The sequence below is a fragment of the Variovorax paradoxus genome, assembly GCF_009498455.1.
GTDB lineage: Bacteria > Pseudomonadota > Gammaproteobacteria > Burkholderiales > Burkholderiaceae_C > Variovorax > Variovorax paradoxus_H.
The window spans coordinates 1,609,898-1,626,371 of sequence record NZ_CP045644.1 but is presented as its reverse complement, the minus strand read 5'-3'; the positions used below and the strand labels follow the sequence as shown (position 1 = coordinate 1,626,371).

Sequence of the window (16,474 nt, the reverse complement as noted above, 5' to 3'; positions counted from 1 at the left end):
GCGCCACCAGGAGCAACGGCACATGTCCGATTCGACCGCATCGTCCCCTTCGACCCCCACCCCGGAAGACAAGCGCGCCCTGTTGCGCCGTGCCGCCCTCGAGTACCACGAGTTTCCCGTTCCCGGCAAGATCGCCATTGCGGCGACCAAGCAGATGGTCAACCAGCGCGACCTGTCGCTGGCCTACTCGCCCGGCGTGGCCGCGCCCTGTGAGGAAATCGTCAAGGACCCGGCCAACGCCTTCAAGTACACCTCGCGCGGCAACCTCGTGGGCGTCATCAGCAACGGCACGGCCGTGCTGGGCCTGGGCGACATCGGCCCCCTGGCCTCCAAGCCGGTGATGGAAGGCAAGGGCGTTCTCTTCAAGAAATTCGCCGGCGTCGACGTGTTCGACATCGAGATCGACGAGAAAGACCCGGTCAAGCTGGTCGAGATCATCGCGTCGCTGGAGCCGACCTTCGGCGCCATCAACCTGGAAGACATCAAGGCCCCGGACTGCTTCTACGTCGAGCGCGAACTGCGCAAGCGCATGAAGATCCCGGTGTTCCACGACGACCAGCATGGCACGGCCATCACCGTGGCGGCCGCCATGCTGAACGGCCTGAAGGTCGCCGGCAAGGACATCGCCGAAGTGAAGCTGGTCACCTCGGGCGCGGGCGCCGCGGCGCTGGCCTGCCTGAACCTGCTGCTCAAGGTGGGCCTGAAGCGCGAAAACGTGTTCGTCACCGACCTGGCTGGCGTGGTCTACGAAGGCCGCGAAGAGCTGATGGACGACGACAAGCGCCAGTACATGCAAAAGACCGACATGCGCAAGCTGTCGGAAGTGATCGCCGGTGCCGACGTGTTCCTCGGCCTGTCGGCCGGCGGCGTGCTGAAGCCTGAAATGGTCGCGAAGATGGCACCCAAGCCGGTGATCTTCGCGCTGGCCAACCCGAACCCCGAGATCGCGCCCGAAGACGCCCATGCGGTGCGCAACGACGTGATCATGGCCACGGGCCGCACCGATTACCCGAACCAGGTCAACAACGTCCTGTGCTTCCCGTACATCTTCCGCGGCGCGCTCGACTCGGGCGCCACCACCATCACCGACGAGATGGAGATTGCCGCGGTGCACGCCATCGCCGAGCTGGCCCAGGCCGAGCAGAGCGAACGCGTGGCCGCCGCCTACGTCGGTGAAAAGCTGAGCTTCGGCCCCGAATACCTGATCCCGAAGCCCTTCGACCCGCGCCTGATGATGAAGATCGCGCCGGCCGTGGCCAAGGCGGCCGAGGAAAGCGGCGTGGCGCAGCGCCCGATCAAGGACATGGACGCCTACCGCGACAAGCTGCAGAGCTTTGTCTACGCCTCGGGCACCACCATGAAGCCGATCTTCGACGCCGCCAAGCGCGCACCGAAGAAGCGCGTGGCCTACTGCGAAGGTGAAGAAGAGCGCGTGCTGCGCGCCGCGCAGATCGTGGTCGACGAAGGCCTGGCGCGCCCGACACTCATCGGCCGTCCGGCCATCATCGCCCAGCGCATCGAGAAGTTCGGCCTGCGCCTGAAGGAAGAGCTCGACTACGACGTCGTCAACGTCGAGCAGGACCACCGCTACCGCGACTTCTGGCAGACCTACCACCGCATGACCGAGCGCAAGGGCCAGACGGTGCAGACCGCCAAGATCGAGATGCGCCGCCGCCTCACGCTGATCGGCGCGATGCTGCTGCACAAGGGCGAGGTCGACGGCATGATCTGCGGCACCTGGGGCACCACGCTGATCCACCTGCACTACATCGACCAGGTGATCGGCAAGCGCCCCGGCGGCTGCGAAAGCACCCCGCAAGACGTGCCGGTGTACGCCTGCATGAACGGCTTGCTGCTGCCCGACCGCCAGGTGTTCCTGGTCGACACGCACGTCAACTACGACCCGACGCCCGAGGAACTGGCCGAGATCACGACCATGGCGGCCGAGGAGATGATGCGCTTCGGCCTCAAGCCGAAGGCCGCGCTGCTGTCGCACTCCAACTTCGGCACCAGCAACGAGCCCAGCGCCATCAAGATGCGCCGCACGCTCGACCTGCTGCGCGTGCAGGCGCCCTGGCTCGAGGTGGACGGCGAAATGCACGGCGACGTGGCGCTGGACAGCAAGCAGCGCGCGGTCGTCATGCCGCACAGCGCGCTCGCCGGCGACGCCAACCTGCTGGTGTTCCCCAACATCGACGCCGCCAACATTTCTTACAACTTGCTCAAGACCGCCGCCGGCGGCAACATCGCCATCGGCCCGGTTCTGCTCGGCGCGGCCAAACCTGTGCATATTCTCACGGCGAGCGCCACTGTTCGCCGCATTGTGAACATGACAGCCTTGACAGTGGCCGACGCAAACGCCGAGAGATAGGCCATTTGACGAGAGTGGACGCCAACTTAAGGCGTCGCTTTCCGTCCTCGCGACTGCTCAAACTTTGGGCAGTCGCTTGCTATTTTCGCCAGCGTGGTGCACACTCGCGGGCTTGAATTTGCGGGTTAACCCCGAGGTTGAGCGCAGTTCAAACCCCCCGCTCTTTTCTTGTGGTGCCCCATGGCGGCTTACGCCTCGATCACGTCCTCTGTCACTAAGTTTGCGCTCACCAGCTTGATGCTGGTGGCTCTGACGACGGGGGCCGAGGCCCGCGGATGGTTCGGCGCCGGAAAAACGTCCTCCGAGGAATCAATTGCACTGACCGATCTCCCGGTCCAGGGCCAGCGAACCTACCAGGCCATTCTTGACGGTGGCCCCTTCCGGTACGACAAAGACGGCACGGTATTCGGCAATCGCGAACGCATCCTGCCAGCGGCACGCCGCGGGCATTACCGCGAATACACGGTGCCAACGCCCGGCGCGCGCAACCGCGGTGCCCGGCGAATCGTTTGCGGTGGCGAGCAGCGCACGGCACCCGAGGCCTGCTGGTACACGGCGGACCACTATGCGAGTTTCAGACGGATTGCGCCATGAGCGATGACAACGACCTGAGCGGCGCCCCGAAGCGCCCCGACGAGATGATGATGACTATGGAAAGACCAGCGGATATGACCTTATCCCTTCGAGCCGTACGCCCGAACATCGTGCAATCGATCCGCGCGTTCCGCGTGAACGACCTGCAGGATGCCGCCAATGCGGCCGGCCAGCACTTCCTGTATGCCAACCTGGGCAACGCCCAGACCAAGCAGGACGTGCTCGACCTGATTGCCCAGCAGTTCACCTTCCCGGCGCACTTCGGCAAGAACTTCGACGCGCTGTACGACTGCATGACCGACCCGTTGCATAAATCGGGCCCGCAGCCTGGTTTCGTCATCGTGCTCGAGCAGATCCCGGCCAACGCCAAGTTCGACAAGGAAGCGCGCGAGCAACTGCTCGACATCTTCCGCGACGCTTCGGACTACTGGGGCGATCGCAAGGTCCCGTTCCGCTGCTTCTATTCTTTTCTGTAGCCCGTTCTGCATCCACCAGCCAAGCAGAACGGGCGAACGAGGCTCAGCCCACCGCTGAAACCCTCGATGGCATCGAAGTCAACCCTGCCGCCACGGCAGCAACCGCTGCGGCCACCGCCGCCAGCACCGAGCCGGCCGGCGAAAAAATGCCGACCGACAAGCTCGTCGACGTGTCGCCCCTGGCGTTGCGCATGAGCAGCCCCTTCAACGCGGGGTACTGGCTGGCCGCTGCGTAAGCAGGCTCGCCCCCAGGCTGCGCGCACTTCGTGTCGCTGCGCCAACCCCCTTCCGGGGGCGGCGCCTACCGGCCGGCAAAGCCGGATCGGTGGCACCCTGGAAAAGAAAAATGCCCGTCATCGACGGGCATTTTTCATGGAGGAACGGCCTGGGCCAGTGCGACGTATTCGGCCACCGGCACTTCCTCGGCGCGGCGCTGGATATCGAATTCGCCCGTGAAGCCGTGCTCCCCGAGCCACTTGCCCAGCGTGTGCCGCAGGATCTTGCGGCGCTGGCTGAAGGCCACCTGCACGATCTCGCCGAGCCGCGCTGCATTCACCACCGGCGGCTGCGCCAGCGGCACCATCCGCACCACGGCGCTGTCCACGCGCGGCGGCGGATCGAAGCTCTCGGGCGGCACGAACAGGACGTTCTCCATGTCGTAGCGCCACTGCAGCATCACGCTCAGACGGCTGTAATCCGACGTGGCGGGCCGGGCCACCATGCGGTCGATCACTTCCTTTTGCAGCATGAAGTGCTGGTCGGCGATCAGGTGGGCGTAGCCCAGCAGGTGAAACAGGATCGGCGTGGAGATGTTGTAGGGCAGGTTGCCGACCACGCGCAGCGGCTTCGGCTGGGCCTTGGCCGCGAGGTCGGCAAAGTCGACCTTGAGCACGTCGGACTCGATGACATCGAGCTGCGGATGCTCGCGCAGCCGCTTGGCCAGGTCGCGGTCGAGTTCGATGACCGTGAGCCGGCCGAGCCGTTCGACCAGGGGCTGCGTGAGCGCCGCCAGCCCGGGCCCGATCTCGACCATCGCATCGCCGGGCTGCGGCGCGATCGCCTGCACGATCCCGTCGATGATCCCGCCGTCGGACAAGAAGTGCTGCCCGAACCGCTTTCTTGCAATGTGTTGTGCCATCGCGGCCTAGAACGCTGCCGCGGCCATCAGGACTGCGGCGTCTCGCGGTACTCGACGTAGGCGCGCGCGCGCACTTCCTGCACCCAGGTGGTGAAGGCTTCTTCGACGCGCTGTTCGCGCAGGGCGGCACGTGCGGCTTCGCGCTGCTCCGACTGGCTCAGCTTGGCTTCGCGGCGGCCGACCACCTGGATCAGGTGGACACCGAAGCGCGACACCACGGGGTCGCTGATCTGGCCCGGCGTGAGGCGGTCCATGGCTTCCTCGAACTCGGGCACGAACTGGCCGGGGCGTGCCCAGCCGAGGTCGCCGCCTTCCTTGGCGCTCGCGTCCTGCGAGTTGTCGCGCGCCAGGCCGGCGAAGTCGGCGGTGCCCGACTGCACGCGGCGCTTGAATTCCTGCAGCTGCGCCACCGCCTGCGCGGTCGTGCGCTTGGGGTCGTTCAGCAGCAGGATGTGGCGCACCTGGGTCTGGGTGATGGAGGCATCCGACGAGCCCACCTGTGCCTTGGTCAGCACCTTGAGCACATGGAAGCCGGCGCCCGAGCGCACGGGCCCGGCGATGCCGTTCACCGCGGTCGATTGCGTGGCTTCGACGAACACCGGCGGGTAGCGGTCGGCGCTGCGCAAGCCGAGCGCGCCGCCGTTGGCACGGTCGGGCGAGTCGGAGTTCTCGCGCACGAGCTTGGCGAAGTCCTCGCCGCCGCGCGCGCGCTGCGCGAGGTCGGTGGCCTTCTTCTGTGCGGTCGCGACCTGCGCCTCGGTGGCGTTCTCGGGCACGGCCACCAGCAGCTGCGCGATGTTGAGGTTGAGCAGGGCGCTGTTCTTGACGGCGTTTTCGCGCTGGTCGCGCAGGTACTCGTCGGCCTCGGTGTCGCTGATCTTGACCTTCGATTCGACCTCGCGGTCGCGCAGGCGCGTAAGCAGCAACTGGTCGCGCAGGTCGTTGCGGAATTCGCGCGGCGAGATGCCCTCGGCCACGACGCGGCTGCGCAGCTCGGTGAGGCTGATCTCGTTCTGGCGGGCCACGGTCTGCTCGGCCTGGTCGATCGCCACGTCATCGACCTTGATGCCGTTTTCCTTCGCGAGCTGCAGCTGTGCGCGCTCGGTGATCAGGCGCTCCAGCACGAGGCGCGTGAGTTCTGCGCGCGGCACGCGCTCGGCGTCCGGGTTCTCGCGGATCAGGCGCGTGACGCGCGACTGCACCTCGGTGTTGGTGATGGGCTCGGAGTTGACCAGCGCCACGATGTACTCGGCCGCGCGCTGCACGGGCGCCGCCGCGGGGGCGGCAGGGCGGGCCGCCGGCGGCACGATCCGGGGACCGGCACGCATGATGTCCGTGATGCCGCTGCCGGAACGAAAGCCCTGTGCGCCGGCCGTTGCGGCGATGGCCGCAAGGCAACCCAGGGTGAGGAGGGAACGGATGTGTTTCATGGCGTGAACGGTCGTCGTTTCAGTCGTAATTGGTGAAGCGGCTCGGGGCTTCGGTCGGTTGACGCAGCGGCTGGTAGCGCTGCACGTTCTGCCGCAAGGCCTGCATCGGGCTCGATCCGATGGCGGAGAAACCGACGAATTCGAGCTGGAACATGATGCGGGTGTTGGCCGTCACCTGGCCGGTGGTGATGCGCTGCAGCACCACGCGACCGATCCAGCAGCAGCCGTCGTACTCGACCCCGAGCACGCCGTCCGTGAGCTTCTTGTCCTGCAGGCTGTAGTTGAGGCGGCCCACGGCGTACCAGCGGCCACCGCCTTCGCCCTTGCCCGGACCGAGGTCCTTGCCCTTGTCGCCCCACAGGTCGTTGATCGGCCATTGCCAGCCCACGTCGATCGACTTGTTGCCGTCGGTGGCGATGGGCGTGCTCGGTGCCTGGTAGCGGAACGCGGCGCTGAGGTTGCGGTACGGGCCCGGGTTGTAGCGCGCGCTGATCGCGCTGCGCGTGGAGCGGCGCGAATCGGGGTTGTACTGGAGCAACGTGTCCAGGCTCCACTTGGGCGTCCAGTTGATCTGGGCGCCCAGCAGCAGGTCGCTGGTGCGGTCGGTGACCGGCGCAACGCCGGGCAGCGTGACCTTCTGGTCGGCGAAGCGGAAGCGCTGCGCGATGCCGAAGCGCACGGCCTCGACGCCGGTGCCCGGATCGATGAGGCGGGACGTGACGCCCAGCGTGAGCGCGTTGGTGTCCGAGATGCGGTCGGCGCCCGAGAACGCGTTCTCGGTGTAGATGGTCGCAAAGCTGAAGTCGTTGGCGGCCGAGTCGTAGTTCGGCAGCATGCTCTGGTCGCGGTACGGCGTGTACACGTAGTACGCGCGCGGCTCCAGCGTCTGGCGGAAGGCGCGGCCGAAGTAGTTGGCGTCGCGCTCGAAGATCAGGCCGCTGTCCAGGCTGAAGGTCGGCACGACCCGGTTCGACGAAGTCTGGAAGAAGTACAGCTGGCTCGGGTTGTACGGCATCCCGTTCACGTAGTCGATGCCGTTGACCGAGGCCTTCGGAATGGACGACTGCGGCAGGTAGTAGTTGTACGAGGTCGCGTGCAGCTGCAGCTTGGGAATGACGAACGAACTCGGCGTGAGGAACGGCCGGCTGATCGCCGCCTGCGCGAACACGCGGTCGCCGTCGGGCTGCGACTGCTGGTTGAAGTCGAAGCCGGGCTGGCCCGCCAGGATGCTGTTGACGCGAAAACGCGAGTAGTCGGTGTTCAGCGACACGTCGAAGCCGTGCCAGTCGTACTTGGCGTAGTTCGCCGTGATCTGCGGCACGCGGTCGTACGAGGGCACGACCGGCGACAGGTTGTATTGCAGCGTCTGGTAGCGCAGGGCGCGCACCGCGCCGCTCCAGTCGCCCTTGGTCCAGTTCAGCGAGGCATCGTTCGGCAGCTGGCGCTGCGCGAGCGTCGGCGTGCGCGTGAAGTCGCGCCAGTAGTCGTTGTCGCTGACGCGGTTGATGTTGAGGCTGGCCGACAGCGAGTCGAGCCCCAGCGCCTTGGCGTCGAAGTCATGGTGGTGGTTGAGCCACAGGCCCCAGCGCTTGGTGCTGTCGGGCGCCTTGCCGAGGTTCAGGTCCTTGAGCGCGATCTCGCCGTTGTTGAACCTCTGCAGCTGCTCGGCACGCGCCTCGTTGTAGCGCTGGCCCACGAGGCGGTCGCTGCCCATGAGGTCCAGACGGATGCTGCCGCTGTAGTCCTTCTCGAGGTAGCGGAATTCGTTGGCCAGGTTGAGCCCGCGCTTGCTCATCAGCGTGGGCGTGATGGTGGCGTCGCGGTTGGGCGCGATGTTCCAGTAGTAGGGCTGCGCGACCTCGAAGCCGTTGGTGTTGTCCAGCCCGATGGTGGGCGGCAGCAGGCCGCTCTTGCGCTCATTCGACAGCGGGAAGGTCACGCGCGGAATCGGCGGCGTCGTGATGCCCATGAAGCTCATGCGCGCGTCGATGGCCACGCCTTCGTTTTCCTCGGTGTCGGTGGTCAGCGTGGCGGCGGTCAGCAGCCAGGCCGGCATCCAGCCGGGGAAGTCTTCGCGGCGGCAGGTGGTGTAGCTGGCGCGCCGCGCGATCGAGACGTTGGAGTCGACGAAGTCGATGCGCTCGGCCTCGCCGTGGCCGCCGGTCGAGAGGAAGCGGTAGCGCACGTTGTTGAAGAAGCCTTCGAAGGTCTCGAGCTTGAGTTCGAGCTCGGGGCCTTCGTACACGTTGCCGGCCTGGTTGACCCGCACATTGCCGGTGGCCTTGGCGCGGTCGTCGGGCTGGTAGTACTCGAGGCGGTCGGCCGTGATGGCCAGCGGGCCGCGGCGCAGCGTGGCGTTGCCCTCGACCACGGTCTCCAGGTCGGGGCGGCCGGAAATGCGGTCGCCGGTGACGAGGCTGGGCAGCTGGCTGCGTTGCGCGGGCGTGAGCGTCTCGGTGAGCAGCGGCGTGCGCTTGAGCGTGAGGGGCCCGTCAAGCACACCGGCCTGCTGGGCGAAGGCGCCCTGCGCGTGCAGCAGCGCCAGCGACAGCACGGCCAGTGGCAGCGGCGGGCTCGAACGTCGCAGGGCAGCGCGTGGGGTCGTAGGCATCGATTCGGAACGAAAAATCGTCGGGACGGCGCGGCAAGCCGGCGGGTTGCGGGGACCGGCAGCCACCCCGCCCGGCCGGATCGGCCTTGAACAGGGGGGCCGCGCCAGGCGGATTTGTAGAATTGATTATCCATGACAGCACCTTCGACCCCGGCGTCCACGACCCCACACCCCGCCCAGGCCATTCTCTGGACAGATCCGCAGCGGGCCGAAGCGTTCCGGGGCTGGCTGGCCGGTATCGCCGGCGCCCGGCAACTGCGACCGGACACCGTCCGGCTGGCTTCGGCCGATGCCAGCTTCCGCCGCTACTTCCGCCTGGACACCACCGACGGCCGCACGCGCATCGTGATGGATGCGCCGCCCGACAAGGAAAACAGCGCCCCTTTCGTGCAGGTGGCACAGCTGATGACCGAGGCCGGTGTGACGGCACCGCAAGTGCTCGAATGGGACCGCGACCACGGCTTTTTGCTGCTCGACGACCTGGGCCGCCAGACCATGCTCGACGTGATCGACCCGGCCCAGCCGGACGCCAACCGGCCGCTCTACGACCAGGCCATCGACGCGCTGATCCGCTGGCAGCTGGCTTCCAAACCCGGCGTGCTGCCGCCCTACGACCGGGCGCTGCTCGAACGTGAACTGGCGCTCTTTCCCGAGTGGTACATCGGCAAGCACCGCGGCGTGGCCGTCGAAGGCCGGCTGAAAGAACGCCTGGACCGCGCCTTCGCGCTGATCGTCGAGAACAACCTCGCGTCGCCGAGCGTGTACGTGCACCGCGACTTCATGCCGCGCAACCTCATGGTGGGCGGCGATGCCGGCCAGCCGCTGGGCGTGCTCGACTTCCAGGACGCCGTCTACGGCCCGGTCACCTACGACATCGCCAGCCTGATGCGCGACGCCTTCCTCAGCTGGGACGAGGAGTTTGTGCTCGACATCACCATCCGCTACTGGAACGCCGCACGCAAGGCGGGCCTGCCGGTCGATGAAGACTTCGGCGCCTTCTACCGCGCGGTCGAATGGATGGGCCTGCAGCGCCACCTCAAGGTCGCCGGCATCTTCGCGCGCCTCACGCTGCGTGACGGCAAGCCGCGCTACCTGGCCGACACGCCGCGCTTCATCGCCTACATCCGCGCCACCGCCAGCCGCTACATGGAACTCACGCCGCTCGTGCGGGTGATCGACGAGGTCGAGGGCACGACAGCCGTCACCGGCTTCGCCTACGGCCGAGTCTGAAGAGAAACTGAAAAAAGCCGAAAAAGAAAATCGCTGTAGCGCCCGCACCACGGGCGCCGTCGGCTCCTGATTTCATAGCATGCCCCGTTTTCACTGCTCCGTGCCCCTGTCCGCCGGCGCCAGCCTGGCGCTGCCGCCGGGCGCCGCGCGCCATGTGCAGGTGCTGCGCATGCAGCCCGGCGACACCCTCACCCTGTTCGATGGCGCGGGCGGCGAGTACGCCGCGACGGTCGAGCGCATGGGCCGCAGCGAGGTCGCCGTGGCGGTCGGCGCCCACACGCCGGTCGAGCGCGAAGCGGCCCGCCCCGTGCACTTGGCGGTCGGCATGCCGGCCAACGAGCGCATGGACTGGCTGGTCGAAAAAGCCACCGAGCTCGGCGTGACCAGCATCCAGCCGCTGGCCACCGCGCACGGCGTGCTGCGCCTGTCGGGCGAGCGCGCCGAGAAGAAACGGGCGCACTGGGAAGCCATCGCCGTCGCGGCCTGCGAGCAGTGCGGTCGCAACCGCGTGCCGGTGATCCATCCGGTGCAATCCTTCGGGGGCTGGCTCGGCGGTGCGGCCGCCTCGGACGCTGCAGCGACACGCCTCGTGCTCAGCCTGGCCGACGGCACGCGTGCTGTGGCCGCCGTGGCTGCAGCGACATCCAGCGCACAGCCCGCCCTCGTGCTCAGCGGCCCCGAAGGCGGCCTCAGCGCCTCCGAGGAACAGGACGCCATCGCGCGCGGCTTCGCACCAGCCACGCTGGGCGCGCGCGTGCTGCGCGCAGAAACCGCGGCGCTCGCGGCGCTGGTGTCGCTCATCGGCGCTTGAGCCGTTCCGGGGGGTTTTCCGCGAGGCGCGAACCGGGTGCCTGCGGAACAATGGCCGCTTCCTTTTTATTGTTCAATCCGCCTCCCCGGAAAGGCCGCTCCCTCATGCCTCGTTCATCCCGCGCGTTTCGTCTCGCCCCCCTCGTTCTGGCCGCGCTGTGCGCCATGCCCGCCGTCCACGCCCAGAACCAGGCCGTCGCGCCCACGCCGGCGCAGGTCAGCCCCGCGGTCGACCAGGCCTACACCCAGCTCATGGCATCGCCCGCAATCCGCAAGCTGCTGGAATCGGTCAAGGCCGACCACGAACGCACGGTCGAAGAACTGAAGGCCCTGACCGAGATCGAGGCGCCGCCCTTCAAGGAACAGAAGCGCGCCGAAGCCTTCCTGGCGCGCATGAGGGCGCTCGGCCTGACCGACGCGAAGATCGACGCCGAAGGCAACGTGATCGGCCTGCGCAGGGGCACCGGCAACGGTCCCAAGCTGCTGGTCTCGGCGCACCTCGATACGGTCTTTCCCGCCGGCACCGACGTCAAGGTGAAGGAGCGCGACGGCAAGCTCTTCGCACCCGGCATCGGCGACGACACGCGCGGCCTGTCGGTGCTGCTGTCATGGCTCAAGGTGCTCAACGACAACAAGATCCAGACCGTCGGCGACCTGATGTTCGTCGCCAACGTCGGCGAGGAAGAGCTGGGCAACCTGCGCGGCATGAAGGCCATCTTCCGCGACCACCTCGACATCGACGGCATGGTCGGCCTGGAGCCCTCGCCCGACGGCCACGTGCTCGTGCTCGGCACCGCGAGCCACCGCTACGAAGTCACCTTCAAGGGTCCGGGCGGCCACAGCTTCGGCGCCTTCGGCCATGTCCCCAGCGCGATCCACGGCATGGGCCGCGCCATCGCCAAGATCGCCGAGGTGCGCACGCCCAGCTTCCCCAAGACCACCTTCACCGTCGGCACCGTGGGCGGCGGCACCTCGGTGAACACCATCGCGCCCGATGCCCGCATGGCGATCGACATCCGCTCGGACGACATGGCCTCGCTGCTCGAAGCCGAAAAGAAGATCCTCGCCACGCTCGACGAGGCCGTGGCGGAAGAGAACAAGCGCTGGAACGTGAGCAGCCTGAGCGTGAGCACCAAGCTCATCGGCGACCGCCCGGGCGGTCGCACGGCGCCCGACTCGGTGATCGTCGAGGCCGCCACGCGCGCCAACAGTGCTTTTGGCCACAAGACGCTGCTGCGCGGCGGCAGCACGGATGCGAACGTTCCTATTTCGCTGGGCATCCCGGCCATCATCATCGGCGGCGGCGGCAAGTCGGGCGGATTCCATTCGCTGGCCGAGTCGATCGACGTGACAGATGCATGGAAAGGCGCGCAGAATTCGCTCGTCACCGTGCTGGGCCTGGTGGGCGTGCAAGGGGTCAATCCCGCATTGCTTCCCAAACGGCCTGCGCGGACCAAGTAATTTGTCACGATGCAAGCTTGAAAGTGGTCACGCCACCTTCGGCTTGCGGTCCGGGGCATCGGAAAATGCCGCCGGTTCTGTCACACACCAAGGAAACGCCATGGGATTGCTCGATTCGGTACTCGGTCAGGTGCTGGGAGGCGCTGCACAACAACAGCAGCAACCGCAGGGCGGTGGCCTCGGGGGATTGGGAGATCTCGGAGGCCTCGCCGGCGCCTTGGGCGGCCTGCTTGCCAACAACGGCGGGCAGGGCGGCCTCGGTGGCATGGTCTCGAAATTCGAGCAGGCGGGCATGGGCGACGTGATCGGCTCGTGGATCGGCAACGGCGAAAACCGGCCGGTCTCGGGCGATCAGTTGCAGAACGCGCTGGGCGGCGACACGATCGCCGCCATCGCGTCCAAGCTCGGCATCAACGCACAAATGCTGCTGCCGATGCTGGCCACCATGCTGCCGGCCCTCATCAACCAGCTCACGCCGCAAGGCAAGGTGCCCGAGCAAGGCCTGGGCAACCAGGACGACCTGCTGGGTTCGCTGAGCGGTCTGCTGCAAGGCAACAAGCCGGCCTGAGCTGCCACCCGGCGAATTTCCATTCTCAGAATTCCGGCGCCCGCGAGGGCGCTTTTTTTTGGCCGGCGCCTTGCCTTCGTCGCCCAATCGCGTAGAACCGCGCCCCATGAATCGCAATCTGTGGCTCCTGGCCATCTGCCAGGGCCTGCTCCTGACCAACAACGTCACCTTCATCGCCATCAACGGCCTCGTGGGCCTGGGCATCGCGCCGCAGGGCTGGATGGCCACGCTGCCCGTGATGGGCTACGTGGTGGGCGGCGCGCTGAGCACGGGGCTGGTGGCGCGCACGCAGCAGCGCTTCGGCCGCCGCGGCTCGTTCCAGATCGGGCTGGCGGTGGCGGTCGGCTCGGCGCTGTTGTGCGCCTACGCGGCGTCCTCGAAGAACTTCTGGCTGCTGTGCTTCGCGACGGTGGTCGCGGGCTACTACAACGCCAACGCCGGGCTCTACCGTTTCGCGGCGGCCGAACTGGCCCTGCCGGCCTGGCGCGAGAAGGCCGTGTCGATGGTGATGGCAGGCGGCCTGATCGGTGCGGTGGCCGGCCCGAACCTCGCCACCTTCACGCGAGACGCCCTTTCCGTGCCGTTTGCCGGCGCCTACATCGCGCTGGCGGCGGTGGCGCTGCTGTCGATGGCGGTGATGCGCTTCATCGAATTCCCGCCATCGCCGACGCGCAAGGAAGCGGCCGGCGGCAGGTCGCTGGGCGAGATCATGCGGCAGCCCGTGTTCATCGTGGCCGCCGCCGCGGGTGCGCTGAGCTACGGCGTGATGAACCTGCTGATGGCCGCCACGCCCATCGCGATGCAGATCTGCAGCCTGCCGTTTTCCGACGCGGCGCTGGTGCTCGAATGGCACGTGATCGGCATGTTCGCGCCGGGCTTCTTCACCGGCCACCTGATTCGCCGCTTCGGCGTGCTGCCGGTGATGGGGGTGGGGCTGGCGCTCAACCTCGGCTGCATTGTGGTGGCGCTGTCGGGCGTGGAGCTGCACCACTTCCTCGTGGCGCTGTTCCTGCTGGGCGTGGGCTGGAATTTCCTGTTCACCGGCAGCACGACGCTCTCGCTCACGGCGTACACGGCCGAGGAGCGCGACCGCGCGCAGGGCGCGCTCAACTTCTGCGTGTTCGCGACGCTCGCGCTGACCTCGTTCGCCTCGGGCGTGCTGGTGACGACGCAGGGCTGGCAGCTGCTGAACTACGGTTCGCTGGTGCCGGTGGCGCTGACCGGCGCGGCGCTGTTCTGGCTCGCGCAGACCCAGCGCAAACAAGCACTGGCGGCCAAGGCCTGAGCGACCTCAGGCGGCGAGCGTCGACACGGTCGCGACCTGAAACCGCCGGTCGAGCCAGCGCTGCAGCGTGTCGAACACGGGCTCTGCATCCAGCTCGTTGAAGAGCTCGTGGTACAGCGTGTCGAAGCACCTCGCCTCGACCTTGCCGCTGGGCGCCGCAGCCGCCGCGAAGGCGCGGCTCGCAGCCGGCCGCACGAGCCGGTCGTCCCCCGCGTAGACCAGCAGCGTGGGCACCGGCCAGTGCGCCGCGTGCTGCTGCACCACCGCGCCTTCGTGCGCGAGAAAGCGCGCCAGCCGGCTGCCGATGCGGTCGTGCGTGAGCGGATCGTCGCGGTAGGCCTGCACCACCTCCGGGTCGTGCGAGAGGTAGTTGTCGTCGAGCCCGTTGCCCACGCGCAGGTTGGGCGCGATGCGCGGCAGCACGGCCAGCAGCATCTTCTGGACGCCATTCAACCCCGGATCGAGCCCCGGCGACGACAGCACCAGCGCATCGACCGGCCGCACGCCGCGCGCCACCAGGCTCGCGGCGACCAGGCCGCCCAGGCTGTGGCCGAGCAGCACCAGCGGCACCCCGGGGTTCTCGCGGCGCGCATCGTCGATCACCAGGGCGAGGTCGTCGACCAGCCGCAGTTCGCTCGGCAGGCCGCCGCGTGCACCGGTGGATTCGCCGTGCCCGTGGTGGTCGTGCGCCCAGACCGCGAAGCCCCAGGCATGCAACTGCTTGGCGAGGCCGTGATAGCGCCCCGCATGCTCGCCCAGCCCGTGCACCACGACGACGACAGCGCGGGGTGTGCCGGCGACGGGCAGCCGCCGCAGTGCCAGCGTCTCGCCGTCCGGCGTGGACAGCGACACGCGGTGCGGCAAGGGCAGCGCGTCGATCATTGGCGCACCCTTGGCGCGGCCCGGCCCGGCGCGGCGCTCAAGCCGACACCGGCTCCGCAGCCGCGGCGCGGTGCGCGACCGGCAGGGCCGCGATGACCTCGGCCACGGCGGCCGTCAGCTTCTTGGCGTAGGGCACGTGCAGGAACTCGTTGGGGCCGTGCGCGTTGCTCTTCGGGCCGAGCACGCCGCAGACCATCATCTGTGCCGTCGGGAAGCCCGCGCTCAGCATGTTCATCAGCGGGATCGTGCCGCCCTGGCCGATGTAGCCGCACGAGGCGCCGAAGTGCGCGCGCGAGGCCTTGTTGAGCGCGTCCTCGAACCACGGCGTGATGGTGGGGGCGTTCCATCCGGTGGCGCCGCCGTTGCTCTCGAACGTGACGCGCGCCTGATAGGGCGCGTTGTCTTCGAGCAGGGCCTTGAGCTTTTGCACCGTCTCGGCCGCATCGACCAGCGGCGGCAGGCGCAGCGAGAGCTTGAAGGCGGTGTAGGGGCGCAGCACGTTGCCCGCGTCCTTCAGGGCCGGGAAGCCTTCGGCGCCGGTGACCGACAGCGTGGGCTTCCAGGTGCGGTTGAGCAGCGCTTCGAGCGGGTCGGTGGTGGTCGGCAGCGCGAACATGGTCGAGCCGCCGCAGTCGTAGTGCGCCCACGGGAACCGCTTGTAGACCTCGTCGCCGAGGATGGCGGCGGTGGCCTTGGCCTGCGCCAGGCGGTCGGCCGGCACTTCGCAATGGAAGCTCGCGGGCAGCAGGCGGCCGGTGGCACTGTCTTCGAGGCGGTCGAGCACCTGCCGCATGATGCGGAAGCTCGAGGGCACGAGGCCCGAGGCGTCGCCCGAGTGGATGCCTTCGGTCAGCACCTCGACCTTGAGCGTGCCGCTGGCCATGCCGCGCAGCGAGGTGGTGAGCCACAGCTGGTCGTAGTTGCCGGCGCCCGAGTCGAGGCAGATCACCAGTTCGACCTGGCCCAGGCGCGGACGCAGCGCGTCGACGTAGGGCAGCAGGTCGTAGGAGCCGCTTTCCTCGCAGGTCTCGATGAGGCCGACGATGCGCGGATGCGCCACGCCCTGCGCCTTGAGCGCCTGCAGCGCGGCCACGCTGGCGTACACCGCGTAGCCGTCGTCGGCGCCGCCGCGGCCGTAGAGCAGGCCGTTCTCGTACTTGGGCGTCCACGGGCCGAGGTCGTTGCGCCAGCCGGTGAATTCGGGTTGCTTGTCGAGGTGGCCGTACATGAGCACGGTCTCGGCCATGTTCGTGCCGCTGGCCGGCACTTCGAAGAACAGCACCGGCGTGCGGCCCTCGAGGCGCACGATTTCCAGCTTCAGGCCTTCGACCTTCTGCGCCTCGACCCAGGCCGCGGCGTTGCGCAGCACGGTCTCCAGGTAGCCGTTGGCCGACCAGTCCTTGTCGAAGCCGGGCGACTTGGCGGGAATGGCGATGTAGTCGGTGAGTTGCTTGACGATGTCGCCGTCCCATTGGGCGGTGACATCAGAGAGGGCGCGCGTCGCGTCGAGCGTGCCGGCGGGCATTTCACGGTGCAGGGGGGCGTTCATCGGGGGTTCTCCGCGGGGACGAAAAAACGCATTTTGCGCCTCGCGGCGAGCGCGCGTAGAGTGCGGGCG

At 67.9% G+C, this 16,474-nt stretch carries 13 protein-coding genes; 8 read left to right on the top strand and 5 right to left on the bottom strand.

Annotated features, from left to right (window positions below; translation table 11 throughout):
* Positions 1-22: 22 nt before the first annotated feature.
* The 3 genes from GFK26_RS07320 to GFK26_RS07310 all read left to right on the top strand — a co-directional run bounded on the left by GFK26_RS07320 (position 23) and on the right by GFK26_RS07310 (position 3,441).
* Positions 23-2,371, top strand: a complete 2,349-nt coding sequence (locus tag GFK26_RS07320) for an NADP-dependent malic enzyme (protein WP_153281416.1) — start codon at positions 23-25, stop codon at positions 2,369-2,371.
* A gap of 180 nt (positions 2,372-2,551) precedes the next feature.
* A complete protein-coding gene (locus tag GFK26_RS07315) occupies positions 2,552-2,965 on the top strand; it encodes a ribonuclease domain-containing protein (protein WP_153281415.1) in 414 nt (137 codons plus the stop codon).
* Positions 2,966-3,015: 50 nt separating this feature from the next.
* A complete protein-coding gene (locus GFK26_RS07310) occupies positions 3,016-3,441 on the top strand; it encodes a barstar family protein (protein ID WP_095747788.1) in 426 nt (141 codons plus the stop codon).
* A 370-nt stretch (positions 3,442-3,811) separates the two neighbouring features.
* Here the strand turns inward: GFK26_RS07310 and rsmA are convergent, their stop codons facing one another.
* Genes rsmA through GFK26_RS07295 form a run of 3 tightly spaced genes read right to left on the bottom strand, consistent with a single transcriptional unit; the run spans position 3,812 to position 8,620 of the window.
* A complete protein-coding gene (rsmA, locus tag GFK26_RS07305; RefSeq protein WP_153281414.1) occupies positions 3,812-4,579 on the bottom strand; it encodes a 16S rRNA (adenine(1518)-N(6)/adenine(1519)-N(6))-dimethyltransferase RsmA in 768 nt (255 codons plus the stop codon).
* Positions 4,580-4,605: 26 nt separating this feature from the next.
* Positions 4,606-6,009 (bottom strand): peptidylprolyl isomerase, encoded by a 1,404-nt coding sequence (locus GFK26_RS07300; RefSeq protein ID WP_153281413.1) that lies wholly within the window; start codon positions 6,007-6,009, stop codon positions 4,606-4,608.
* Positions 6,010-6,028: 19 nt separating this feature from the next.
* Positions 6,029-8,620: an LPS-assembly protein LptD gene (locus tag GFK26_RS07295; protein WP_153281412.1), complete on the bottom strand. Its 2,592-nt coding sequence runs from the start codon at positions 8,618-8,620 to the stop codon at positions 6,029-6,031.
* 132 nt (positions 8,621-8,752) lie between these two features.
* Between GFK26_RS07295 and GFK26_RS07290 the strand changes: the two genes are divergently transcribed.
* From GFK26_RS07290 to GFK26_RS07270, 5 genes are all read left to right on the top strand, one after another.
* Positions 8,753-9,850 carry an aminoglycoside phosphotransferase family protein gene (locus GFK26_RS07290; RefSeq protein ID WP_153281411.1) on the top strand — a complete coding sequence of 366 codons (1,098 nt, stop codon included), beginning with the start codon at positions 8,753-8,755 and terminating at the stop codon, positions 9,848-9,850.
* 79 nt (positions 9,851-9,929) lie between these two features.
* The gene (locus GFK26_RS07285; protein WP_153281410.1) at positions 9,930-10,661 is read left to right on the top strand and encodes a 16S rRNA (uracil(1498)-N(3))-methyltransferase; all 732 of its coding nucleotides are present in this window, start codon (positions 9,930-9,932) and stop codon (positions 10,659-10,661) included.
* Positions 10,662-10,765: 104 nt separating this feature from the next.
* On the top strand, positions 10,766-12,121 hold the full coding sequence (locus GFK26_RS07280; protein ID WP_153281409.1) for a M20/M25/M40 family metallo-hydrolase: 1,356 nt from the start codon (positions 10,766-10,768) through the stop codon (positions 12,119-12,121).
* A gap of 100 nt (positions 12,122-12,221) precedes the next feature.
* Positions 12,222-12,689, top strand: a complete 468-nt coding sequence (locus GFK26_RS07275; protein ID WP_153281408.1) for a YidB family protein — start codon at positions 12,222-12,224, stop codon at positions 12,687-12,689.
* 106 nt (positions 12,690-12,795) lie between these two features.
* A complete protein-coding gene (locus tag GFK26_RS07270; RefSeq protein ID WP_153281407.1) occupies positions 12,796-13,974 on the top strand; it encodes an MFS transporter in 1,179 nt (392 codons plus the stop codon).
* 6 nt (positions 13,975-13,980) lie between these two features.
* On the opposite strand, the gene GFK26_RS07265 is transcribed toward GFK26_RS07270, so the two are convergent.
* Positions 13,981-14,856, bottom strand: a complete 876-nt coding sequence (locus tag GFK26_RS07265; RefSeq protein ID WP_153281406.1) for an alpha/beta hydrolase — start codon at positions 14,854-14,856, stop codon at positions 13,981-13,983.
* 37 nt (positions 14,857-14,893) lie between these two features.
* Positions 14,894-16,405 (bottom strand): M20 family metallopeptidase, encoded by a 1,512-nt coding sequence (locus GFK26_RS07260; RefSeq protein WP_153281405.1) that lies wholly within the window; start codon positions 16,403-16,405, stop codon positions 14,894-14,896.
* Positions 16,406-16,474: the final 69 nt, after the last annotated feature.

Coding starts and splice junctions, on each gene's coding strand:
- GFK26_RS07320 (WP_153281416.1), top strand. CDS start 23: ATGTCCGATTCGACCGCATCGTCCCCTTCGACCCCCACCCCGGAAGAC.
- GFK26_RS07315 (WP_153281415.1), top strand. CDS start 2,552: ATGGCGGCTTACGCCTCGATCACGTCCTCTGTCACTAAGTTTGCGCTC.
- GFK26_RS07310 (WP_095747788.1), top strand. CDS start 3,016: ATGACTATGGAAAGACCAGCGGATATGACCTTATCCCTTCGAGCCGTA.
- rsmA (WP_153281414.1), bottom strand. CDS start 4,579: ATGGCACAACACATTGCAAGAAAGCGGTTCGGGCAGCACTTCTTGTCC.
- GFK26_RS07300 (WP_153281413.1), bottom strand. CDS start 6,009: ATGAAACACATCCGTTCCCTCCTCACCCTGGGTTGCCTTGCGGCCATC.
- GFK26_RS07295 (WP_153281412.1), bottom strand. CDS start 8,620: ATGCCTACGACCCCACGCGCTGCCCTGCGACGTTCGAGCCCGCCGCTG.
- GFK26_RS07290 (WP_153281411.1), top strand. CDS start 8,753: ATGACAGCACCTTCGACCCCGGCGTCCACGACCCCACACCCCGCCCAG.
- GFK26_RS07285 (WP_153281410.1), top strand. CDS start 9,930: ATGCCCCGTTTTCACTGCTCCGTGCCCCTGTCCGCCGGCGCCAGCCTG.
- GFK26_RS07280 (WP_153281409.1), top strand. CDS start 10,766: ATGCCTCGTTCATCCCGCGCGTTTCGTCTCGCCCCCCTCGTTCTGGCC.
- GFK26_RS07275 (WP_153281408.1), top strand. CDS start 12,222: ATGGGATTGCTCGATTCGGTACTCGGTCAGGTGCTGGGAGGCGCTGCA.
- GFK26_RS07270 (WP_153281407.1), top strand. CDS start 12,796: ATGAATCGCAATCTGTGGCTCCTGGCCATCTGCCAGGGCCTGCTCCTG.
- GFK26_RS07265 (WP_153281406.1), bottom strand. CDS start 14,856: ATGATCGACGCGCTGCCCTTGCCGCACCGCGTGTCGCTGTCCACGCCG.
- GFK26_RS07260 (WP_153281405.1), bottom strand. CDS start 16,405: ATGAACGCCCCCCTGCACCGTGAAATGCCCGCCGGCACGCTCGACGCG.